Raw genomic sequence first — 22202 nt, forward strand, 5'->3', positions numbered from 1 at the left:
GTCAGATGCGTTCCAGCTTCGGCAGCCACACGCGAATCAGCGAGAACAGCCGGTCCAGGTCGATGGGCTTGGCCAGGTAGTCGTTGGCGCCGGCCTTCATGCACAGGTCCTGGTCGTCCTTCATCGCCTTGGCGGTCACCGCGATGATCGGCAGCTTGCGCCAGCGCGGATTCTCGCGGATGCGCCGGGTGGCTTCGTAGCCGTCCATCTCGGGCATCATCACGTCCATCAGCACCAGGTCGATGTCGCCCACCGCCTCGAGCTTCTCGATGGCTTCGCGGCCGTTGCGCGCCACCTCGACCTGGGCGCCCTTGTGCTCCAGGGCGCTGGTAAGGGCGAAGATGTTGCGCACGTCGTCGTCGACCAGCAGCAGGCGCCGGCCTTCGAACACGCGGTCGCGGCTGCGGGCGGTCTTGAGCATGCTCTGCCGTTCGCTGGACAGCTCCGACTCGACCATGTGCAGGAACAGCGTCACCTCGTCGAGCAGGCGCTCCGGCGAGCGTGCGCCCTTGATGATGATCGAGCGCGAATACTTGAGCAGCTCGGCTTCCTCGGCGCGGGTCAGGTTGCGGCCGGTGTAGACGATCACCGGCGGGAAGCAGCGGATCTCCTCGCTGCCCATGCGCGCCAGCAACTCGTCGCCCTGCATGTCCGGCAGTTTCAGGTCGATGATCATGCAGTCGAAGATGTGGTGGCGCAGCTGCTCGAGCGCCTGCTCGCCGAATTCGACGGCGACGATCTCGATGTCGTCGTCGCCGATCAGCCGGGCGATGCTGTCGCGCTGCAGCTTGTCGTCCTCGACCACCAGCACGCGGCGCATCTTCTGGGTCAGGCGCTCCTCGAGCTTGCTGAACACCCCCTTGAGCTGGTCGCGGGTGGCGGGCTTGAGCGCATAGCCGACGGCCCCCATGTGCAGGGCGGCCTCGGCCATGTCCTCGACGGAAATCACGTGCACTGGGATATGCCGGGTGCCGGGATTCTCCTTGAGGCGCTGCAGCACCGACAGCCCGGAGTCGTCCGGCAGGCGCATGTCCAGCAGGATGGCATCGGGATGGTGCGAGGTGGCCAGGTCCAGGCCATCTTCGGCGCTGTGGGCGACCAGGCAGCGGTAATCCAGCTCATGGGCCAGGTCGTAGAGGATATGGGCGAACTGCGGCTCGTCCTCGATCACCAGCACGCTGCGCCCACCGAGCACCGACATGCCGCGGTCATCGGGGAAGGTCGGCACGTTGCGCGCCACGTCGCTCTGGGCGGGCGTGGCCATGGCCGGTGCCACGCTGCGCACCAGCGCCGGCAGCGGTTCGGCCGCCGGCAGCGCGCCGTCTTCATCGCCCGGCGAATAGGTCAGCGGCAGCACCAGGGTAAACACGCTGCCCTCGCCCGGCGTGCTGGAGACGCTGATCGAGCCGCCGAGCAACGCGGCCAGGTCGCGGGAAATCGACAGGCCCAGGCCGGTGCCGCCGAAACGCCGGTTGGTGGTGCCGTCGGCCTGGCGGAACGCCTCGAAAATGTAGTCCTGCTGGTCCTTGGCGATGCCGATGCCGCTGTCGCGTACGGCGAACGCCACGCCGTCGTCGAGCCGGCTGACGCTCAGGCTGACCTGGCCCTGCTCGGTGAACTTGATGGCATTGGACAGCAGGTTCTTGAGGATCTGCTCGACGCGCAGGCGGTCGGTGTACAGCGAGCGCGGCACGTCATCGGCGACCTCCACGCTGAAGCCCAATTGCTTCTCGCCGGCCACCGGCTGGAAGGTGGTCTCCAGGCTCTGCGCCAGGCGCACCACGTTGGCGTTCTCCGGGCGCAGGTCGAGCTTGCCGGCCTCGACCTTGGAGATGTCGAGGATGTCGTTGATCAGGTTGAGCAGATCGTTGCCGGCCGAATAGATGGAGTCGGCGAACTTCACCTGCTCGGCGTCCAGGTTGCCCTTGGGGTTGTCGGCCAGGAGCTTGGCGAGGATCAGCGAACTGTTGAGCGGCGTTCGCAACTCGTGGGACATATTGGCGAGGAATTCGGACTTGTAGCGGCTGGCGCGCTGCAGCTCCTCGGCGCGCTCCTCTAGCTGCTGCTGGGCCTGGCGCAGGGCATTGTTGCGGTCGTCCAGGGCATCGCGCTGCATCGACAGCTGTTCGTTGCTCTGCTCCAGCTCGGCCTGCTGGGTTTCCAGGTGCGCCTGGGATTCCTTGAGCGCCCGCGACTGCTCCTCGAGTTCCTCGTTGGCGGTCTTCAGTTCCTCCTGCTGAACCTGCAGCTCTTCGTTGAGCTGCTGGGTCTCGGCGAGAATTTCCTGCAGGCGATGGCGGTAGCGGGCCGCCTCGACCGAGGCGCCGATGTTCGACGCGACATGCTGGAGAAACTCGCCATCGCGCTCGCCCAGCGGGCGCAGAAAGCCCAGTTCGATCACGCCATTGACGTCGCCATCGTTGCTGATCGGCAGCAGGGCCACCACCAGCGGCGCGCCATCGCCCAGGCCGGAGCTGACCTTCAGGTAGTCGGCCGGCAGCTTGTCGAGGATCAGCAGGCGGCGGTCATGGGCCACCTGGCCGACCAGACCTTCGGCGCTGTAGAAAGACTGCTCGGTATTCTCCTGCTCGCGGCTGAACCCGTAGGTCGCCACACGCCGCAGATTGCCATGCTCCTCGCGCACGTACAGGGCACCTACCACCGTGCCCAGGTGGCTGGCGAGGAATTCCAGCATGTTGCGGCCCAGCACCGGCAGGGCCTGCTGGCCGATCAGCCGCTCGGCCATCTGGGTCTGGCCGTTGCGCAGCCAGGCCTGGGCCTGCAGGCGTTCGTTGTGCTCGTCCTGCTTCTTGAGAATGGCGCCATAGGTGTCGGTCAGGCGCATCAGTTCACGGCGCCCGAAAATCGCCAGGGCACCGCTGAACAGCAGGGTGAACAACAGGAACAGGCCGATGGTGAGCGTGGCGGTATTGCTGGCCGCGTCGTTACGCTCCTTGCGCAGGCGCTGCTCCTGGGCGATGAAGTCCGCGTACTCGGCACGGATGGCATCGGTCAACTGCTTGCCGCGGCCGTCACGCACCGGGTCGATATAGTTGCCACCGTCGCGCTTGGCGGCAATGGCGCTCTGGGCGAAGGCCGTCCATTCCTCCTGCAGCGCCGCGATGCTGCGCAGGCGATCGATCTGCGTCGGGTTGTCGCCCACCAGCTCAGTGAGAATCTCCATCTCGGCGCGGATGCGCGGCTTGGCGACTTCGTAGGGTTGCAGGAAGCGCACGTCGCCGGACAGCAGGTAACCGCGGAACCCGGTCTCCTGGTCGATCGACAGCCTCAGGCCTTCGCTGGCGTTGTTCAGCACCCGGTCGGTGTGCTGCACCCAGCCCAGCACGTTGAGCAGGTAGCCGATCAGGGTCACGAAGAAGATCGCGCTGATCACCCCCACGCCAAGCGGCAAGGCGACGTTGCGCCTGAGAATGCGCTTGAAGCTGTGCTCGTCGATCGAACTGTTGGTCATCGCGGATCCCTGGCTGTGTTGGGGCAGATGGATATAGGTATGGTTATTCTGGCGAACGGCGGATGGTAATGCGCTGTCTGGCATTAATCCAACGCTCGGCACTCAGTCGTCCGCGCGCTTGGATCGCGGCAGGTTGCCCAGGGTTCGAGTTATTTTTTCAGCGTGGCGCCTGGCTCCTGTCGCCATCATTGGATACGTATTTTCAGCCGGGCGGCACGCTTGCGATGCAGCCCGCGCACTCTATTCGTGCCATGCTAGACGGCCTGCCGTTAACACGGCCCGGAAACGCTCTCCGCCGGCCGGCCAACCGCCTGCCGAGACGATCTGCCGTTTCACCATCCTTTATCGAGGTAACGCCGTTGTCAGACCTAGCTCCAGGCGCATCGACCGCCGGCCAGCGCATTCTTCTCGTGGAAGACTCCGACGTGGTGCGCATGCTTACCGTGGAAGTGCTCGAAGAGCTCGACTACCGGGTGATCGAAGCGGGCGAAGCGCAGCAGGCGCTGCAGATCCTGCGTAGCGACGAAACCATCGACCTGCTGATGACCGACATCGGTCTGCCGGGCATGAGCGGCCAGGAGCTGGCCGTTGCCGCGCGCCAGCTGCGCCCCGACCTCAAGGTGCTGTACGCCAGCGGTTATGCCGAAAGCGTCGAGATCGACAAGAGCGAGCCGGCCAGCCGCACCGCGATCATCGGCAAGCCGTTTTCACTCGATGCCCTGCGCGACAAGGTGCAGAGCATGCTCGGCAACTGACGCGCGAGCCCCGGATCGGCCAAACGGCCGACTGGCACTGGAATTGCGAAGCGGATATGAGTAGGGTGCGCGTCTTTTTCACCCTGCAGCCTGCTTGCCCGCGTTTTTTTGCGGCGTGGCGACAACGGACTGCGATGATGCGACACCCCTGCGACCGTGACGGCAACGGGCCAGCAGCGACCTTGGCGCCCCCTGGTGCCTATGCTAGGTTTGCTGCCCACAGCCCTGCCGAACCCGGATCCCATCCGCACAAGAATTAAGAGGACTGCTCGATGGCCGAGGCCCCGCCCGCGCTGGAAATCCGCAATCTGCACAAACGCTATGGCGACCTCGAAGTGCTCAAGGGCATTTCCCTCACGGCACGCGACGGTGACGTGATCTCCATTCTCGGCTCGTCCGGCTCGGGCAAGTCGACCTTCCTGCGCTGCGTCAACCTGCTGGAAAATCCCCATCAGGGCCAGATCATCGTGGCCGGTGAAGAACTCAAGCTCAAGGCGCAGAAGAACGGCGAACTGATAGCGGCCGACAACCGCCAGATCAATCGCCTGCGCAGCGAAATCGGCTTCGTGTTCCAGAACTTCAACCTCTGGCCGCACATGACCGTGCTCGACAACATCACCGAGGCGCCGCGCCGCGTGCTCGGCAAGAGCAAGGCCGAAGCCCGCGAGATCGCCGAGGCGTTGCTCGCCAAGGTCGGTATCGCCGACAAACGCCACGCCTACCCGAACCAGCTCTCCGGTGGCCAGCAGCAACGCGCCGCCATCGCCCGCACCCTGGCGATGCAGCCCAAGGTGATCCTGTTCGACGAACCGACTTCGGCCCTCGACCCGGAAATGGTACAAGAAGTGCTTACTGTGATCCGCGCGCTCGCTGACGAAGGCCGCACCATGCTGCTGGTGACCCACGAAATGAGCTTCGCTCGCCAGGTCTCCAGCCAGGTGGTGTTCCTGCATCAGGGTGTGGTGGAGGAACAGGGGACGCCCGACCAGGTGTTCGACAACCCGACGTCGGCGCGCTGCAAACAATTCATGTCCAGCAATCGTTAAACACGGAGCAATCACGCATGCATAGCTATAAGAAGATTCTGCTGGCAGCTGCCGCCACCCTGGCTTTCGGCACCAGTGCCGTCGCTGCTGACAAACTGAAGATCGGCACCGAAGGCGCCTACCCGCCCTTCAACCTCATCGACGCCAGCGGCCAGGTCGGCGGCTTCGACGTGGAAATCGGCCAGGCCCTGTGCGCCAAGATGAAAGCCGAATGCGAAGTGGTCACCTCCGACTGGGACGGCATCATCCCGGCCCTGAACGCCAAGAAGTTCGACTTCCTGATCGCCTCCATGTCGATCACCGAAGAGCGCCAGCAGGCGGTGGACTTCACCAATCCGTACTACACCAACAAGCTGCAGTTCATCGCCCCGAAAAGCGCTGACTTCAAGACCGACAAGGACAGCCTCAAGGGCAAGGTCATCGGTGCCCAGCGCGCGACCATCGCCGGCACCTGGCTGGAAGACAACATGGGCGGCGTGGTTGACGTGAAACTCTACGACACCCAGGAAAACGCCTACCTGGACCTGGCCTCCGGCCGCGTCGACGGCGTGCTGGCCGATACCTTCGTGAACTGGGAATGGCTCAAGAGCGACGCCGGCAAGGACTTCGAATTCAAGGGCGACCCGGTATTCGACAACGACAAGATCGGCATCGCCGTGCGCAAGGGCGACGCCCTGCGCGAGCGCCTGAACAAGGCCCTCGAGGAAATCGTGGCCGACGGCACCTACAAGAAGATCAACGACAAGTACTTCCCCTTCAGCATCTACTAAGCAGCTTGCCCGCGTCGCCCCTGGCGGCGCGGGCGCTTGAGTCTCCATGAATTTCGATCTTTCCGGATTCGGCCCGGCCCTGGCCGCCGGCACCCTGATGACCGTCCAGCTGGCGCTCAGCGCCCTGTGCGTCGGTCTGGTGCTCGGCCTGCTCGGCGCCTTCGCCAAGACCTCGCCCTACAAGCCGCTGCAGTGGCTTGGCGGCACCTATTCCACCCTGGTTCGCGGCGTGCCCGAACTGCTCTGGGTCCTGCTGATCTATTTCGGCACCGTGGGCCTGATGCGCGGCCTCGCCGAGCTGCTCGGCGTCGAGAGCCTCGAGCTGTCGCCCTTCGCCGCCGGCGTCATCGCCCTGGGCCTGTGCTTCGGCGCCTACGCCACCGAAGTGTTTCGCGGCGCCATCCTGGCCATCCCCAAGGGCCACCGTGAAGCCGGCCAGGCCCTGGGCCTGTCCAAGGGCCGCATCCTCTGGCGCCTGGTGATGCCGCAGATGTGGCGCATCGCCCTGCCCGGCCTGGGCAACCTGTTCATGATCCTGATGAAGGACACCGCGCTGGTATCGGTGATCGGCCTCAATGAGCTGATGCGCCGTTCGCAGATCGCCGTGACCGCCAGCAAGGAGCCCTTCACCTTCTATATGGTCGCCGCGTTCATCTACCTGGGCCTGACCGTCATCGCCATGATTGGCCTGCACTTCCTCGAGAAGCGCGCCAACCGCGGCTTCAAGCGGAGTGCGGCATGAACTGGGACGTCATCATCACCTGGCTGCCGCGCCTGGCCCAAGGCGCCCTGCTGACCATCGAGCTGGTCGCCGTGGCGGTCATCACCGGCCTGATCCTGGCCATTCCCACCGGTATCGCCCGCGCCTCGCGCCACTGGTACGTGCGCGCCGTGCCCTATGGCTACATCTTCTTCTTCCGCGGCACGCCGCTCCTGGTACAGCTGTTCCTGGTCTACTACGGCCTGGCGCAGTTCGACGCCGTGCGCCAGGGCCCGCTGTGGCCGTACCTGCGCGACCCATATTGGTGCGCGGTGATCACCATGACCCTGCACACCACCGCCTATATCGCCGAGATCCTGCGCGGCGCCATCCAGGCCGTACCGCCGGGTGAAATCGAAGCGGCGCGGGCGCTGGGCATGTCACGGCCCCAGGCCATGCTGCATATCGTGCTGCCACGGGCGGCGCGCATCGGCCTGCCGGCCTACAGCAACGAAGTGATCCTGATGCTCAAGGCCAGCGCCCTGGCCAGCACCGTGACCCTGCTGGAGCTGACCGGCATGGCGCGCACCATGAACGCGCGCACCTACCTGCCGGTCGAGGGCTTCTTCGCTGCCGGGGTGTTTTACCTGCTGATCACCTTCGTGCTGATCAACGCCTTCAAGCTTCTGGAACGCTGGCTGCGCGTCGACGCCTGCCAGGGCCGCTAGGGTGACGACGGGGTGCAAGCCCCGCCGCAGTCGCTTATGACAGCCAAGTCTCTCCCGCCAATCAGTGGCGCCGAACTGCTCCAGCGCTTCCAGGCGCTGGAGGCCTTTCTCGTCGCCCACCAGGCGCTGTGGAAACCGCGGCCCTTCACCCACCAGGCACTGCCCTGGGAAAGCCAGCATCCCGAACTGGCCGCCTGGCTGCGCGGCCGCACCCTGGAGCAGGCCGAAGCCAGCCACAACCAGCCAACGGCGCTGGACCGCGCACCAGCACCCTTCCCCGAACTGGCCTTGCAGGCTGACCGTTTGAGCCAGGTCGGCGACCTGCCCCAGCAGCCTTCGGCCGACCTGCCGCCGCGTTTCTCGGTGGACGTTCCGGGTCGCAAATGGCAGCAGATACGCGCGTTCGGCAGCAGCCTGGGCTTCGCCCAAACCCCGCAGCACTGGCTGGACTGGTGCGCGGGCAAGGGCCACCTGGGCCGTGTGCTCGCCCACGACGGCCAGAAGCTGACCTGCCTGGAATACGACCCGGCCCTGGTGGCCAGCGGCGCCGAACTGAGCCAACGCCTGGGGATAACCGCTCAACATATCGAGCAGGACGTACTCGCCGCTGACGCTGCCACCCAGTTGCACGCCGAACACAGCCCCGTCGCCCTGCACGCCTGCGGCGACCTGCATGTGCGCCTGATACACCTGGCCAGCGCCGCAGGCTGTCGCCAGTTGGCCATCGCGCCCTGCTGCTACAACCGCGTGGCAGCAGCCGACTACCAGCCGTTATCCACAGCCGCCCAGGGCTCGCCGCTGCTCCTCTCGCTGGACGACCTGGCCCTGCCCATGAGCGAAACCGTGACGGCCGGCAACCGCGTGCGCCAGCAACGTGACCAGTCCATGGCCTGGCGCCTGGCCTTCGACCTGCTGCAGCGCGAGCTGCGCGGCGTCGACGCCTACCTGCCCACACCTTCACTGCCGCCCGCCTGGCTGAAGAAGTCCTTCGCCGACTACTGCCGTGACCTCGCCGCACTCAAACAGCTGCCCGCAGTTGGCGAGCGCGAATGGCAGCGCCTGGAAGCAGCCGGCTGGCAACGCCTGGCCGAGGTGCGCAACCTGGAGTTGCTGCGCGGCCTGTTCCGCCGCCCCCTGGAACTCTGGCTGGTGCTCGACCGCGCCCTGTATCTGCAGGAACAGGGCTATGAAGTACGCCTCGGCCAGTTCTGCGCCGCGCACCTGACCCCGCGCAACCTGCTGTTGCTCGCCGAGCGCACCGGAGTTGCACACACTATCTGTGGATAACTCTGTTCACAGAAGCTGGGCAAACCACCCCAGCCCACCACCCATAACGCGCGGCGAAGGCTGGTCATTTTTTAACCACCGATAAAATCCCATATAAAACAGCCGCTTGGCAAAACCGTGAAAGGCTGGGTAGAAATTTTCTAAAAATCTTCTAACCGGTGCCCATTTGTGCATAAGCCCCAGCCAGAGCGGCTAAAATAGCCGCAAAAAGCTGTATCGCGTAGCTTTACTCACGGAAACGAATCGATATAATGGCGGCCCTCAAAAGCCGGTATAGCTCAGCTGGTAGAGCAACTGACTTGTAATCAGTAGGTCCCGGGTTCGACTCCTGGTGCCGGCACCATACAAAACGAAGGCCTGCAGCGATGCAGGCCTTTTGTTTGTCCGCCCGACCTAAAAAATGCCAAAAATACTGTCGATACAAACAGTATTGACTTTTACGATGGCGGAAGATCACCCAGCGTGCTAACGTAACAACTCAGCTCGACAATTCATCGTTGAGACTGAAGAAACCCTATAGATAGAGGTTTCTTCGTAATAGAGGGTTGAAGGACTCAACTCCGAGGAGGCACTTATGCATTCAGCACTGCAGATCGCAAACGAAATCATCCGGAGGGGCGCTGCTGAGACGCCTCCACGCTATTTCACACCTATGCAATTGCTTAAGCTGGTCTACCTCTGCCACGGCTGGATGCTGGGGCTATACGGGCGACCTCTTATTAGGGAAGACGTGCAGGCATGGAAATACGGCCCGGTCATTCCGGAGCTTTATCAAAGCTTGAAAAGCTATCGTGATGGACAAGTCCCACGTCCATTGTCAGCCTCGGAATGCCCGCTTGATGTCTACGAATCGACAATGGTTGACCAAGTTATAAAGATGTATGGCCATCAGTCTGGGATAGCACTTTCACAGATCACCCACGCACCTAATACACCTTGGTCTCTTACCTTCCAAGGCGACACGCTTGGGCAGGTAATCTCGAATGATCTGATAATGGATCACTATCAGCGTATTTACAGGGAACGTACGCAGCATGCAGCAGCCGCCGCCGGATAACCCGCTCGGGGCTACAGGTATTATCAACATACCGGACCCCGCTCTACCTCTACCAACATTACCTTCCGACCGAGCCATGTCATCACAAGAGGCGACGGGCTTCGCGGAGGGTAACTTGATAAGAAAGCAGCAGAAACTAAGCACGGTCGTGACGAGCGATTCCGCGATCATCTCTCAAACGCCCGTATAGGGGTGTTTTGGTTACTGGTTGTAGCGTTCATGGGGATGTTGGTGGTCTTGCTGATCCATTGGGTCACTCCATGGTGCTTCCTCAACCAGACGCAGCTAGACACTATCAAAACAATCATTGGCACTGCGCTTGCCTCGAAGCTGTTCGCGGAGCAGGCGAAACACATCTAAGTGCACGTCTCTTATCGCAAATCCGATCTACTTTCTCTGTTGGCACATTTTTGAGCGCCAAGGTGAGTTTTAAGATAGGAGCTGATTGATTAAAAGTCTTTCTTAACAATTAGTTAGGAACAAATTTAAACTTCCGAACCAGCACTGCATAAGGCCTCGCAGAAATGCGAGGCCTTGTCGTTTCCGGGCGATGGAAAAACTCTGCCCAAGCGCCCTTCTTGCGGCCCTCGTGGCAGAGCTCATCAGGATTCAACGCAGCTCAGTCGCGTTTGTGGCCTGGAGCGACTAACCTACGGCCTACCACCAAACGGAGCCACCATGGCAGACACCCCGCCCAGCGCCGGTTTGCGGCTGCCTGAAGACGCACCTCTGGTGCGCAAGATTGGCCATGAACTCATCGAGTTTCTTCCGGTGGGTGTGTACCTGTGCAACGCTGCGGGGCACTTGACCACTTACAACCCCAAGGCGGCGGAGATCTGGGGGGAGGCGCCGGAGCTGGGCAAGGAGCCGATCAAGTACACCGGCGCCTATCGCCTGCGTAGCGAGAATGGCGCGCATATGCCGCTGGAGCAGTCGCCGCTGGCGGCGGTGCTCCTCAGCAAGAAGCCGATCACCAACCTGCGCATGATCGTCGAGCGGCGTGACGGCAGTCAGGTACCGATTCTCGCCAATATCGTGCCGCTGTTCGGTATGGATGGCGTGATGATCGGCTTCATGAACAGCATCCAGGATCTGCGTCAGCACGCGGCCCAGGAGCAGGCGCAGAACAATCTGCACAATGCCCTGGTGCAGGCGCAGAAGATGGAGCAGATTGGCAAGGTCGGCGGTGGCGTCGTCCATGAGTTCACCAACCAGTTGACCAGCCTGTCGATGAGCCTGTCGCTGATGGAAAAGGAGATCATGGACGCCGGCTCGGAGCAGTTGCAGGCGCGTTATGCGCGGTGCCGCGAGGCAACCGATCAGGTCACCCAGTTGGCCGAGGGCCTGCTGCTGTTCGCCCGCACTCGCCCGCGGGCGCTGGAGCGCGTCGACCCCAACCAGTTGCTGCTGGGGATGAGCACGCTGATCAGCAACGAGGCCGGCCAGGCGATCGACTGCCAGCTCAACCTGGCCACCGACAGCAGCTTTCTCAGGGCCAACAAGCAGCATCTGGAAAGCGCCATCATCAACCTGGTGGCCAATGCCCGGGACGCCATGCCGGCGGGTGGCCAGCTGACCCTGAGCACCTTCAATACCCACCTGGACCGCAGCAACTTTCCGCACCACAACGCCAACTTCAAGCCCGGGCGCTACGTGGCGATCCGCATCGTGGACACGGGCACCGGCATCGCGCCGGAGGCGCTGGAGCATATCTTCGCGCCCTTCTATACCACCCGGGCGGTCGACAAGAGCACAGGCCTGGGCCTGACCATGGTCAAGGGCTTCGTCACCGACATGAACGGCCAGCTGACGATCACCAGCAGGCTGGGCGAAGGCACCAGCGTCAGCCTGTATTTCCCCTGCTATGGCACCGAGCACTCGCTGGCGATTACCGGTAGCGACAGGACATCGAGCGGGGAGTGACAGCTGGCCACTGGCCGGATTACTGTATGCACATACAGCAATCCGAGAATCCGCTCATGACTCAAGATGCCAGCCCCGCCACCTCCTATGAACAGCTGGGCGCACGGGTTTCCCGCGCCATCAACGCCCCCGCCGCGCAGCGCTCGCGCTCGGCGGTGCTGCTGCGCGCCGAAGGCGACAGCCCCGAGGACTGGTCGCGCATCCTCGACGAGATAGCCGAGAACGACAACGTCACCATCGCCTGGCGCGACGATGGCGTGCAGCTGTTCTGGACGGTACCGGCAGAGGATTGAGCGCCGCCTGACGAGCGCTCAGGGCTGCTCGTCAGGTCAGGTGGCCACCTGGCTGGAGAACTGACTCACCGCCGCAACCACGCATTCGGCATCGTTCTGGATGTTGTGGATCACCGCATCGGACTCATTGGCCAGCGCCAGTGCCTGCCCCGCCAGCTCGCGGCTGCGGGTGATCACCTCGACCGCGCCGGAAGCCAGCGCCTGGTTCTGCTGCACCACGGCGACGATTTCCTGGGTGGACTTCGAAGTGCGCGAGGCGAGCTGGCGCACTTCATCGGCCACCACGGCGAAACCGCGGCCCTGCTCGCCGGCGCGAGCGGCTTCGATGGCGGCGTTGAGCGCCAGCAGGTTGGTCTGGTCGGCGATCCCGCTGATCGCCGCGACGATGGTCTCGACCGCCTTGCCCTGCTCATCCAGCGCCTGGATGCTCTGGGTGGCGCTTTCCATCGCACTGGCCAGGCGGTGCAGCACCTCGACGGTCTCGCGGATCACCTCGCGGCCCTTGCTGGCACTGGCATCGGTTTGCAGCGAGGTGCTGTAGGCCAGGTTGGCGGCCTTGGCGACGGCCTGCTCCAGATGCACCTGGTCGGTGATCACGGTGGCGAACTTGACCACCTTGTAGAGCTTGCCGTGCAGATCGATGATGGGGTTGTAGGACGCCTCCAGCCAGACGTCGCGACCGGCGCTGTCGATGCGCCGGAAACGGTCGACCACGAATTCGCCACGGCGCAGGCGCTCCCAGAACTGGCGGTAGGCCTCCGAGGCGCTCTCTTCGCTGGTGCAGAACATGCGGTGATGCTTGCCGACCACCTGCGCCAGGGTGTAGCCCATGCCACGCAGGAACAGGTCGTTGGCGGTGATCACCGTCCCGTCGAGGTTGAACTCGATCACCGCGGTCGAGCGCAGCAGCGCCTTGACCAGGCTTTCGTTTTCCAGGGAGGCCTCGATGGTGCGGGTCAGGTTGCTGGAATGGATCACCAGTTGCTGCCTGCCGGTCTGGTGATCACTCATCGGCACCACCACCGAACGCAGCCATACGTGCCGGCCGTCCTTGCCGAGCAGACGCAACGCGCCGCTGAAATGGCGGCGTTCCTTGATCGCTGCCAGCGCCTTTGACTGGTGCGGGTCGCGGGCCAGTTCCGGCGGCGACAGCTGGCTCAGGGACTGACCTTCGACATCGCCAGGGCGATAGCCGAGCTCGCTGTGAAACAGTTCGTTGACCCGCTCGATGCGGCCATCGCCGCCGAGCTCGATGATGATCATTTCCTTGTCGAGGTTTTCCCTTACCTCCTCCTGCATGGCCAAGCGCGCTTCCAGCTGCTTGTTGATCTGTTTGAGGTGAGCGTTGAACACAGCAAGAACTCCAGGATGGATACCGTTTAATCGGCTTGGTAGGAGGAAACTTGAAAGGCGTGATGACGCGTCAACGGTAACTTGAAGCGGCCCGCAGCGGCCTTGGATGCAGAGGCAGAAGCATCTCCAATATACCCTGCTCGGCCTGGGCCAAGCGCCAGAGATCAGGGACTTTACAGGCGCATGGCTAAAAAAGGCTGAACGCAGCTCGCCGCTTCGCTGTCGGACTTTTTGAAGAAGTTCCATGGCGCCGTCCGATAGCTTGTTGCAATACATTGCAAAAATTTCCGAGCCCGCTGGAACTGCTTTCGACGCTGCGTCGTGAGGCCGCAAAACCATTATTCGTAACCGGCCTCGATCGACGACGCCCGTCGTGGATACCCGTGCATCCGCCCGCCGCCCCTGAGGTGGTTCCTTACCAGACAGCCTGAGCCGGACAGCGAATGCCCGGCGTTCGAGGAGATCGCATGTCCAAAGAAACCCTGCGAGGGTTGAGCCGGCGTTCGCTACTCAAAGCCTCGGCCACCACCGTGGCAGCCGGCGTCGCCGCCAGCGCCCAGGCCGCCACCATCAGCGGCGTGCCGCAGTGGCTGCCGTTCGACCATAACGGCCCGCTGCATTACGACGCCAAGGGCTGGCAGTTCCTGACCGCCGAGGAGGCCCGCGAAGTCGAGGCCATCGTCGAGCAACTGATCCCGGCGGACGAGCTGTCGCCCAGCGGCAAGGACGCCGGTTGCGCGGTGTTCATCGACCGCCAGCTGGCCGGCCATTACGGTACCTACGAGCGCCTTTACCAGCAGGGCCCCTTCGTGCCCGACATCGAACCGGGCTCCGAGCAGTTGCCCCGCGAGCGCTATCGCCTGGGCCTGGAGCAGCTCGGCAAGCACTGCCAGCAGGCGTTCGGCAAAGGCTTCAGCGAGCTCGATGGCGAGCAGCGCGACGAGGTGCTCAAGGGCCTGGAGTCGGGCGAGATCGCCTTCGAGGGTATCGAATCCAAGGTGTTCTTCACCCAGGTGTTGCAGAACACCATGGAAGGCTTCTTCGCCGACCCGATCTACGGCGGCAACCGCGACATGGTGAGCTGGAAGATGCTCGGCTTCCCCGGCGCGCGCTACGACTACCGCCCCTACATCGACCGGCACAACGAGAAGCTGAATCTGGTACCGCTGTCGATCATCGGCAGCTCGGCATGGAATCGAAAAGGATGAGCGGCATGGCCAAGAAACTTCCTGCAACCGACGTGGTGGTGGTGGGGCTCGGCTGGGCCGGCTCGATCATCGCCAAGGAACTGGCCGACGAAGGCCTGCGCGTGGCGGGCTTCGAGCGGGGCGCCTGGCGCGACACGGCGAGCGACTTCAACATCGCCTCGGTGGCCGACGAGCTGCGCTACGTGGCGCGCCAGGAGCTGATGCTGCGCACCCGGCAGAACACCTGCACGCTGCGCAACAAGCCCAGCGAAACCGCATTGCCGATGCGCACCTGGGGCTCGTTCCATCCCGGCAACGGCACCGGCGGCGCCGGCAACCACTGGGCCGGCATCACCTTTCGCTTTCAGCCCGAGGAGTTCCGTCTCAAGAGCCACCTGACCGAGCGCTACGGCAGCCAGGCCATCGAGGGCCTGACCCTGCAGGACTGGGGCACCACGTGGGAAGAGATGGAGCCGCACTACGACGCCTTCGACCGCGTCGCGGGTATCTCCGGTAAGGCCGGCAATATCGGCGGGAAAATCATCGACGGCGGCAACCCATTCGAGGGCGCACGCTCGCGGGAATATCCCAATCCGCCGACCAAGCAGACCTACGCCCCCACGCTGTTCGCCGAAGCGGCGCGCAACATGGGCTACAAGCCGTTTCCGGTGCCGTCGGCGTTGGCCTCCCAGGGCTATACCAACCAGTACGGCGTGACCATGGGGCCCTGCACCTTCTGCGGCTTCTGCACCAACTACGGGTGCGCCAACTATTCCAAGGCAAGCGCCATCGTCAACGTGCTGCCGGCCCTGGTGCGCATGCCCAACTTCACCGCCAACACCCATTGCGAAGTGCTGGAGGTGACCAAGGACAGCACCGGCAAACGCGCCACCGGCATCGTCTACGTCGACGCCAACGGCGAGAAGTGGGAGCAGCCGGCCGACATCGTCGTGGTGGCCGCCTTCACCTTCGAGAACGTGCGTCTGATGCTGCTCTCCGGCATCGGCGAGCCCTACGATCCGATCAGCAACACCGGCACCACCGGCCGCAACTACGCCTACCAGACGGCCAACAACGTGCAGCTGTTCTTCGATGACAAGAACTTCAACCCCTTCATCGGCGGCGGCGCCATCGGCATGGGCATCGACGAATTCAACAACGACAACTTCGACCATTCCGGCCTGGGCTTCGTCGGCGGTGGCAGCACCCGGGTGACGCCCATCGGCGCCGCGCCGATCAACTCGCGCCCGGTACCGCCCGGCACGCCCAAGTGGGGCAAGGAGTGGAAGAAGACCACGGCGCAGTACTACGCCGCGAGCATGTCCATCGGCTGCGAGGCGAGCAACTACAGCGCGCGCACCAACTACCTGTCCCTCGACCCGACCTACAAGGACCCCCACGGCCGGCCGCTTTTGCGCATCACCTTCGACTTCACCGAGAACGACCTGCGCATGGCCCAGTACGTGACCGACAAGACCGCCGAGATCGCCAAGGCGCTGAACCCCAAGATGCTGTTCGCCAGCCCGCGCAAGGGGCCCTGGTCGAACACCTCCTACCAGTCGTCCCACGTGGTCGGCGGCTTCGTGATGGGCGCCGACCCGGCGACCAGCTCGGTGAACAAGCACCTGCAGGTGTGGGGCGTGCCCAACCTGTTCGTGGTCGGCGCCTCGGCCTTCCCACAGAACCCCGGCTACAACCCCACCGGCACCGTCGGCGCCCTGGCCTATAAGGCCGCCCACGCGATTCGCACCCAGTACCTCAAGCGCCCCGGGGAGATGATCAGCGTATGAAGACTCTCCTCAGCTTCAGCTTCGCCCTGCTGGCCACGGCCAGCGCCGGGGCCCATGCGGTCGGCGGCCAGGACGCCTACGAGCTGGTGCAGAAAGGCCGCTACATCGCCACCCTCGGCGATTGCACAGCCTGTCACACCATTCCCGGCAAACCGCTGTTCTCCGGCGGCGTGGCCATCGACACGCCGTTCGGCAAGCTGCTGGGCGCCAACATCACCCCGGACCAGCAAACCGGCATCGGCCGCTGGAACTTCGAGGAGTTCGAAGCCAGCATGGCCCGCGGTCACCGCCGCGACGGCAAGCAGCTCTACCCGGCCATGCCCTACACGGCGTACACCAAGGTCACTCGCGAAGATAACCAGGCCCTGTGGGCCTACCTGCGCACCATAGAGCCAGTGCACAACGAGGTGCAGACCAACCAACTGCCCTTTCCCTTCAGCGTGCGAATGAACATGAAGGTATGGAACTGGCTAAACTTCACCGAAGGCGAATTCACGCCCGAGGCGGACAAGAGCGAACAATGGAACCGCGGCGCCTACCTGGTGCAGGGCCTGGGCCACTGTGGCAGCTGCCACACGCCGAAGAACCTGCTCGGCGGCGACAAGAACGACGAGTTCCTGCAGGGTGGCGTGCTGCAGGGCTGGATGGCGCCCAACATCACCGGAGTGGCGCACATCGGCCTCGGCGACTGGAGCGAGGCGGACATCGTCCAGTACCTGAAGACCGGGGCCAACCGCTACGACATCGCCTCCGGGCCGATGGCCGAGGCGGTCGAGCATTCCACCCAGCACTGGCGCGACGACGACCTGATGGCCGTGGCCGTGTACCTCAAGGACCTCGACCATGAGCACGACAAGCCCGAGCCGCTGGCCGCCACTGACCCGGTGATGAAAGCCGGAGGCGCGATCTATGCCGATCGCTGTTCGGGCTGCCACACGCCGAACGGCGAAGGCATCGCCACGCTGTTCCCGAAACTGGCCAACGCGCCGCTCGTCAACACTAGGGATGCCACCTCGATGATTCGCGTGGTGCTGGCCGGCAACCGCGCCGTGAGCACCGCCGCGGCGCCCACCGGCCCGGCGATGCCCGCCTTCGCCTGGAACCTGTCGGACGAGAACGTCGCCGATGTGCTGACCTATATCCGCAACAGCTGGGGCAACGCCGCGGCGCCGATCAGCGCCGATCAGGTGCGCAAGCAGCGCGAGGCCCTGCAGAGCGAATAGGGCTGCCGGGAAAATCGCCGAGTGCCTGTCAGGCCCTCGGCGACGCCCACTGCAGCGCGGCGAAACTGATGCGATAATTGGCGTCCTTCAAGGGCCGGCGGCCTCGTACCGGGCACCGTAACGCAGGAATAACACGATGAAGAACTCTCAGCGTGGCTCGGGCCACCTGTTCAGCCTGATGGTTCTCGGGCTCATTGTCTGGGGCGCTTACGTCACCGTTTACGTGCCCTACGAGCACCGCAAGTCGATGGACGCCTTTCGCAGCAACCCGCCTGCGGTGAGCCCGGCGAAAATGGCGGTGATCGAGGCCTACAAGGCCCGGCCAACACCGACCCAACTGCCCCACGGGCTGTATACCGGCCAGGTCGAGCAGGATGGCTACCCGATGACCATCAGCTTCGCGTTCGACGACCAACAGGTCCTCACCAAGAAGGCGCAGATCAAGACCTACGAATTCGCAGGCACCGCCCGCTATACCTTCGACGGCGCGGTGATGACCTTCAGCGACGTCAAGGGCGATGCCGTGCTGTTCCCCCGGCCGGGCGAGCCGCTTGAAGTGATCAGCGACACCGAGGTGCACATTCCCGGGCCGGACAAGCCGCTGGTGCTGACGCGTCAGTAGGCGCCGTCAAGCGCCGGATTCCTCGTCGCGCTCACGCTCGATCAACTGCGCGACCTTGGCCGCAGCCTCGGTCTCGGTGGCGAAGAAGTGCTGCTGATCATCGGCGGTAACCACCTGGAAGATTTCCTCATCGCCCAGGTGCCTGTGCGCTTCGGGTATGTCGCTGCCCTGCAGTTTCTTCAATCTCACGGCCATCACGGCGCACTCCTGATCGTTATCCCTGCAGCTATGACAGAGCGCCACCCCGCGAAGTGCTGGGTAAATTTCGGGCTGCTCACCGCGTGTGACCTTGACATAGACCGGGCAAATACGGGTTCGCTGTCGATGATTTGGCACTCACCATGGGCCCTGCGCCTGGCCTGATACATTCGCTCGAAGCTGTTCACGATCCTTTAACGCGGCATCAAAGAGGCCGTTACGAGGCAGGAGCGGACACTCAGTGGTCTCGTAGGAGGGGCCGGGCGGCGATCCGCTTTAGCCGCGAGCCTTGTATGAAGGCAAACAAAGAGTTCGGGGCTAAAGCCCCTCCTACGGATCACGTCGAGGCGAAGGATCGTGAACAGGTTCTCAGTCGCGGGCCACGGCGCGCTGGATCGCCCCGGCCAGGATGCGCGACAGCTGCTCCACCGAATACGGCTTGTGCAGCAGCTCGAAGCCATGGCTACCCTGCTGCGCCAGTACCTCGCTGTAGCCGGAGGTCAGCACCACTGGCAGCAGCGGGTGGCTGCGATGAATGGCCTTGCCCAGGTCGATGCCGTTCATGCCCGGCATCACCACGTCGGAGAACACCACATCGAAGCTGTGCGCCGCCTCGCTCAGGCAGACCAGGGCCTGCTCGGCGTTACTGGCCAGGGTGGGCTGGTAACCGAGTTCGAGCAGTGCGCTGACGCAAAAGCTGCCGACCTCCGGATTGTCCTCGACGACCAGTACCCGGCTGCCATGGGCACCACTCAGGGGCTGCGGGTCATCCACCCTGGTGCGAGGCGTGGGCCGTGCCGTGACCCGTGGCAGATACAGCGTGAAGGTGGTGCCTTCGCCCACCACGCTGTCGACCATGATCTCGCCACCCGACTGCTTGGCGAAACCGAACACCTGGGACAGGCCCAGGCCGGTGCCCTTGCCCAGCTCCTTGGTGGTGAAGAACGGCTCGAAGATCGCTTCCAGATGCTCGGGCTCGATACCCGTGCCGGTGTCGACGATGGACACGGCGACGAAATCGCCATTGACCGCCGTACCCATGCGGCTCGCCGGAATCTGCGCGCAGGGCTCGACCCGAATCAGGATGCGCCCCACGCCATTGAGCGAGTCGCGCGCGTTGAGCGCCAGGTTGACGATGGCCGTGTCGAACTGGTTGGCATCGGCGTAGACATGACACGGCTGGCTGGGCATCTCGAGGGCGAGCTCGATGCGGGTGCCGTTCAGGGTTTCCAGCATGTCGGTCAGGGACCGCAGGCTTTCGCCCACTGCGAACACCTCCGGGCGCAGGGTCTGGCGCCTGGCGAAGGACAGCAATTGCCCGGTCAGCCGCGAGGCGCGGTCGACCGTATCGGAAATCGCCTCGATGTAACGCAGCCGTTTCTCATCGGGCAGGCCGGGGCGTTTGAGCAGGTCGCTGGACGACTTGATGACCGTGAGCAGGTTGTTGAAATCGTGGGCCACGCCACCGGTGAGCTGGCCCACTGCCTCGAGCTTCTGCGCCTGGCGCAGGGCCGACTGGGTGCGTTCCAGCTCCAGCTGCGACCTGATCTGCTCGGTGATGTCGTGGGCAAAATGGAAGGCGCCGATCACCTGGCCGTCGGCATCGTGCAGGGGCGTATAGGCCAGCTCGTAGCTGCGCCGCTCACCGTTGGGCTGGCCGTATTCACCCGCCACGCGAAAGGTCTCGCCGCGCAGGGCGCGCTGCATGCAGGCTTGCAGCCCCTGGCGCTGCTGCGCGGTGACCAGGTCGGGCAGCACCTCGCCACCCTGCACCGTGACGCCATAGAGTTCCTGCATGGCGCGGGCATGGGCCTGGTTGAAGGCGATCTGCCGGCACTCGGTATCGAAGATGCAGATGGGCACGGCATTGGCTTCGATCACGTCGCGGAACAGGCGCAGCTTGAGGGTGCGCTCGGCCACCTGCTGCTCCAGGGTGCCGTTGAGCTCGCGCAACTGCGCTTCCCGGGCCTTGAGCGCCGCCTCCGCCTCCTTGCGTGCGCTGATATCGGAGGCCGCCCCCAACCAGCTGGTGACGGTGCCATCGGCGTCGAACAAGGGCACCGCACGCACGTGGGCCCAGCCGATGGTGCCATCCACACGATTGACCGGATGCTCGATATGGTAGGTGCCGGTCGCGATGGCCCGGGCGATTTCCGCGCGCACCATGTCCCGGGCCTCGGCCGGGATGTACTCGTCCAGCCAGTTGCTGTTGGTGGTTTGCGTGTCGGGGATGAAGTTGCCGCCATTGAGCTCGTGCAACTGGCTCCAGTCGGCGCTGATGTAAAAGCGCACTTCGGAGGAGGAACGAACCAGGGCGTCCAGGCGCTGTTCACTGTCACGCAGCGCCTGCGAGGCCTTCACGTGCTCGGAGGTTTCCCGGGTGAAACACAGCACGCCGGCGATCTGCCCGGCATCGTCTCGCAACGGCGAAAACGAATAGCTCCACCAGGTCTGCTCCGGCTCGCCATGGCGGGCCATGCCGATGGGCACATCGACGAAACGTACCGCGTCGCCCTGCAGGGCCTGCGTAAGGGGAACACGCACGGCCTCCCAGGCATCGGCCCACAGCACGGCCAGCGGCTGCCCCAGGGCATGCGCCAGGCGCGGCCCGAGAATCGGCCGGTAGGCATCGTTGTAGAAGAAGGTCAGCTCCGGTCCCCAGACCAGGTACATGCTTTCCGGAGAGTTGAGCATCAGCTCGAGGGCGCTGCACAGGGAGCGCGGCCATGCCGCAGGGACACCCAGCGGGGTCGCCGTCCAGTCATGATCACGGATCAGGGCGCCGGTCTCACCGCCGCCGATCAGAAAGGCTCGTTGTTCCATAGCGACCAACATTCATATCCACTGCAGTTGAACGACGGTGCTCGGGCATGGAGGCAGTTGCAGCCTGGCCAGGCAGGCAGCAGAGCGGATACAGAGTGCGCCAGGTGGCGCGCGGTTCCAGCTATATCGATGCGCTTCGCCGGGCCGGGCAAGCTTCAATAACCTGGATCATACGTCATCGGCCGCCAGTAACGCTGCTGAATACGCGCCAGCTCGCCGCTCAGGCGCAGTTGCTCGAGCGCATCGGCCCAGGCGGCGACCAGGCCATCGTCGCTGTCCTTGCTAAAGGCGATGTACAGCGCCGAGCGATACAGCGCGACGGGCACCCGGCGCAGCGTGCCGGGGGCGATGCCCAGCTGGGCGCTGTAATAGGCCACGCCCGCGTCGGTATCGCCGGCGATGATCCCGGTGCGCCCGGCCAGCAGCATGCGGTAGAGCTGCTGACTGCTGGTGGCACGCTTCTCCAGGTTGTCGAAACCCCGGGACTCGAGCACCTGCGGGATCAGCCCGGCATGCCGGGTGGTGATCTGCGGCGCCTGCCGCAACTGGTCGAGGGAGTCCACCGGCGTTGGCGTGCCCGCCAGTTGGTAAGGATAGATCGACTCCTCGGCGATAGGCCCCACCCATTTGAACAGCGCCTCGCGCTCCGGCGTGCGGAACAGCGAATACATGATGGTCCTGGGGCGGTTCATCAGCCCATGGGTGGCCCGCATGCTCGGCACCACCACGATCTCGAAACCGTCGCCGGTCAGGGTCATGATGGCCCGCACGATATCCGTGGCCATGCCGGTCAGTTGGTCGCCCTGCTGGTAGTTGTAGGGCGCCCATTCCTCGGTGAGGATCTGATAGGGCTCGGCCCGGGCAAAGGCGCCGAGCAGCAGGCAGAACAGCGCAAGGATCGGACGAAGAGGTTTCACAGCGGGTATGGATTCACGGCGGTGCCGGAGCGGCAGATTATGGTGCCGTAAAGCATAG

General features: G+C 64.0%; 18 protein-coding genes, 1 tRNA gene and 1 pseudogene. 14 read left to right on the plus strand and 6 right to left on the minus strand.

The annotated features are described in order from the left end of the window. Nucleotide 1 precedes the first annotated feature (1 nt). On the minus strand, nt 2-3472 hold the full coding sequence (locus tag K8U54_RS07125; protein WP_249909485.1) for a response regulator: 3471 nt from the start codon (nt 3470-3472) through the stop codon (nt 2-4). A gap of 359 nt (nt 3473-3831) precedes the next feature. On the opposite strand from K8U54_RS07125, the gene K8U54_RS07130 reads away from it, so the two are divergent. The 10 genes from K8U54_RS07130 to K8U54_RS07175 all read left to right on the plus strand — a co-directional run bounded on the left by K8U54_RS07130 (nt 3832) and on the right by K8U54_RS07175 (nt 12031). Beyond that, nucleotides 3832-4227, plus strand: a complete 396-nt coding sequence (locus K8U54_RS07130; RefSeq protein ID WP_434059990.1) for a response regulator — start codon at nt 3832-3834, stop codon at nt 4225-4227. Between the two features lie 272 nt (nt 4228-4499). After that, nucleotides 4500-5273 carry an ABC transporter ATP-binding protein gene (locus K8U54_RS07135; protein WP_249909486.1) on the plus strand — a complete coding sequence of 258 codons (774 nt, stop codon included), beginning with the start codon at nt 4500-4502 and terminating at the stop codon, nt 5271-5273. 17 nt (nt 5274-5290) lie between these two features. After that, nucleotides 5291-6043 carry an ABC transporter substrate-binding protein gene (locus tag K8U54_RS07140; RefSeq protein WP_070884583.1) on the plus strand — a complete coding sequence of 251 codons (753 nt, stop codon included), beginning with the start codon at nt 5291-5293 and terminating at the stop codon, nt 6041-6043. 46 nt (nt 6044-6089) lie between these two features. Continuing rightward, nucleotides 6090-6785: an ABC transporter permease gene (locus K8U54_RS07145; protein ID WP_070884584.1), complete on the plus strand. Its 696-nt coding sequence runs from the start codon at nt 6090-6092 to the stop codon at nt 6783-6785. Further along, nucleotides 6782-7471: an ABC transporter permease gene (locus K8U54_RS07150; protein ID WP_070884585.1), complete on the plus strand. Its 690-nt coding sequence runs from the start codon at nt 6782-6784 to the stop codon at nt 7469-7471. The genes K8U54_RS07145 and K8U54_RS07150 overlap by 4 nt, the downstream gene beginning before the upstream one ends. Nucleotides 7472-7507: 36 nt before the next feature. Next, nucleotides 7508-8758 (plus strand): methyltransferase, encoded by a 1251-nt coding sequence (locus tag K8U54_RS07155; RefSeq protein ID WP_249909487.1) that lies wholly within the window; start codon nt 7508-7510, stop codon nt 8756-8758. A gap of 267 nt (nt 8759-9025) precedes the next feature. Further along, a tRNA-Thr gene (locus tag K8U54_RS07160) sits at nt 9026-9101 on the plus strand. A 231-nt stretch (nt 9102-9332) separates the two neighbouring features. Continuing rightward, nucleotides 9333-9815, plus strand: coding sequence for a Panacea domain-containing protein (locus K8U54_RS07165; RefSeq protein ID WP_249909488.1), 483 nt, complete (start codon nt 9333-9335; stop codon nt 9813-9815). 678 nt (nt 9816-10493) lie between these two features. Then, nucleotides 10494-11738, plus strand: a complete 1245-nt coding sequence (locus K8U54_RS07170; protein ID WP_249909489.1) for a two-component system sensor histidine kinase NtrB — start codon at nt 10494-10496, stop codon at nt 11736-11738. 56 nt (nt 11739-11794) lie between these two features. Next, entirely contained in the window at nt 11795-12031 is a 237-nt protein-coding gene (locus K8U54_RS07175) for a DUF1654 domain-containing protein (RefSeq protein WP_075929120.1), read from the plus strand. 36 nt (nt 12032-12067) lie between these two features. Here the strand turns inward: K8U54_RS07175 and K8U54_RS25310 are convergent, their stop codons facing one another. Further along, nucleotides 12068-12478, minus strand: coding sequence for a methyl-accepting chemotaxis protein (locus K8U54_RS25310; RefSeq protein ID WP_434060017.1), 411 nt, complete (start codon nt 12476-12478; stop codon nt 12068-12070). Between the two features lie 177 nt (nt 12479-12655). After that, nucleotides 12656-13723, minus strand: a pseudogene (locus K8U54_RS25315) (PAS domain-containing protein); the annotation flags it as partial. A 128-nt stretch (nt 13724-13851) separates the two neighbouring features. On the opposite strand from K8U54_RS25315, the gene K8U54_RS07185 reads away from it, so the two are divergent. The 4 genes from K8U54_RS07185 (at nt 13852) to K8U54_RS07200 (ending at nt 18206) form a co-directional block, all read left to right on the plus strand. Further along, a complete protein-coding gene (locus K8U54_RS07185) occupies nt 13852-14592 on the plus strand; it encodes a gluconate 2-dehydrogenase subunit 3 family protein (protein WP_249909491.1) in 741 nt (246 codons plus the stop codon). A 5-nt stretch (nt 14593-14597) separates the two neighbouring features. After that, nucleotides 14598-16361, plus strand: coding sequence for a GMC family oxidoreductase (locus tag K8U54_RS07190; protein ID WP_249909492.1), 1764 nt, complete (start codon nt 14598-14600; stop codon nt 16359-16361). Next, nucleotides 16358-17584 carry a cytochrome c gene (locus K8U54_RS07195; protein ID WP_249909493.1) on the plus strand — a complete coding sequence of 409 codons (1227 nt, stop codon included), beginning with the start codon at nt 16358-16360 and terminating at the stop codon, nt 17582-17584. Before K8U54_RS07190 ends, K8U54_RS07195 begins: the two co-directional genes overlap by 4 nt. A gap of 136 nt (nt 17585-17720) precedes the next feature. Further along, nucleotides 17721-18206: a hypothetical protein gene (locus tag K8U54_RS07200; protein WP_249909494.1), complete on the plus strand. Its 486-nt coding sequence runs from the start codon at nt 17721-17723 to the stop codon at nt 18204-18206. 6 nt (nt 18207-18212) lie between these two features. Here the strand turns inward: K8U54_RS07200 and K8U54_RS07205 are convergent, their stop codons facing one another. The 3 genes from K8U54_RS07205 to K8U54_RS07215 form a co-directional block, all read right to left on the minus strand. Then, a complete protein-coding gene (locus K8U54_RS07205; RefSeq protein WP_249909495.1) occupies nt 18213-18401 on the minus strand; it encodes a hypothetical protein in 189 nt (62 codons plus the stop codon). 372 nt (nt 18402-18773) lie between these two features. Further along, a complete protein-coding gene (locus K8U54_RS07210; protein ID WP_249909496.1) occupies nt 18774-21227 on the minus strand; it encodes a PAS domain-containing protein in 2454 nt (817 codons plus the stop codon). Nucleotides 21228-21382: 155 nt separating this feature from the next. After that, the gene (locus K8U54_RS07215) at nt 21383-22144 is read right to left on the minus strand and encodes a substrate-binding periplasmic protein (RefSeq protein WP_249909497.1); all 762 of its coding nucleotides are present in this window, start codon (nt 22142-22144) and stop codon (nt 21383-21385) included. Nucleotides 22145-22202 lie beyond the last annotated feature (58 nt).

This window comes from Pseudomonas fulva, assembly GCF_023517795.1.
Taxonomy (GTDB): domain Bacteria; phylum Pseudomonadota; class Gammaproteobacteria; order Pseudomonadales; family Pseudomonadaceae; genus Aquipseudomonas; species Aquipseudomonas fulva_D.

Coding starts and splice junctions, on each gene's coding strand:
- K8U54_RS07125 (WP_249909485.1), bottom strand. CDS start 3,472: ATGACCAACAGTTCGATCGACGAGCACAGCTTCAAGCGCATTCTCAGG.
- K8U54_RS07135 (WP_249909486.1), top strand. CDS start 4,500: ATGGCCGAGGCCCCGCCCGCGCTGGAAATCCGCAATCTGCACAAACGC.
- K8U54_RS07140 (WP_070884583.1), top strand. CDS start 5,291: ATGCATAGCTATAAGAAGATTCTGCTGGCAGCTGCCGCCACCCTGGCT.
- K8U54_RS07145 (WP_070884584.1), top strand. CDS start 6,090: ATGAATTTCGATCTTTCCGGATTCGGCCCGGCCCTGGCCGCCGGCACC.
- K8U54_RS07150 (WP_070884585.1), top strand. CDS start 6,782: ATGAACTGGGACGTCATCATCACCTGGCTGCCGCGCCTGGCCCAAGGC.
- K8U54_RS07155 (WP_249909487.1), top strand. CDS start 7,508: ATGACAGCCAAGTCTCTCCCGCCAATCAGTGGCGCCGAACTGCTCCAG.
- K8U54_RS07165 (WP_249909488.1), top strand. CDS start 9,333: ATGCATTCAGCACTGCAGATCGCAAACGAAATCATCCGGAGGGGCGCT.
- K8U54_RS07170 (WP_249909489.1), top strand. CDS start 10,494: ATGGCAGACACCCCGCCCAGCGCCGGTTTGCGGCTGCCTGAAGACGCA.
- K8U54_RS07175 (WP_075929120.1), top strand. CDS start 11,795: ATGACTCAAGATGCCAGCCCCGCCACCTCCTATGAACAGCTGGGCGCA.
- K8U54_RS25310 (WP_434060017.1), bottom strand. CDS start 12,478: ATGGAAAGCGCCACCCAGAGCATCCAGGCGCTGGATGAGCAGGGCAAG.
- K8U54_RS07185 (WP_249909491.1), top strand. CDS start 13,852: ATGTCCAAAGAAACCCTGCGAGGGTTGAGCCGGCGTTCGCTACTCAAA.
- K8U54_RS07190 (WP_249909492.1), top strand. CDS start 14,598: ATGGCCAAGAAACTTCCTGCAACCGACGTGGTGGTGGTGGGGCTCGGC.
- K8U54_RS07195 (WP_249909493.1), top strand. CDS start 16,358: ATGAAGACTCTCCTCAGCTTCAGCTTCGCCCTGCTGGCCACGGCCAGC.
- K8U54_RS07200 (WP_249909494.1), top strand. CDS start 17,721: ATGAAGAACTCTCAGCGTGGCTCGGGCCACCTGTTCAGCCTGATGGTT.
- K8U54_RS07205 (WP_249909495.1), bottom strand. CDS start 18,401: ATGGCCGTGAGATTGAAGAAACTGCAGGGCAGCGACATACCCGAAGCG.
- K8U54_RS07210 (WP_249909496.1), bottom strand. CDS start 21,227: ATGGAACAACGAGCCTTTCTGATCGGCGGCGGTGAGACCGGCGCCCTG.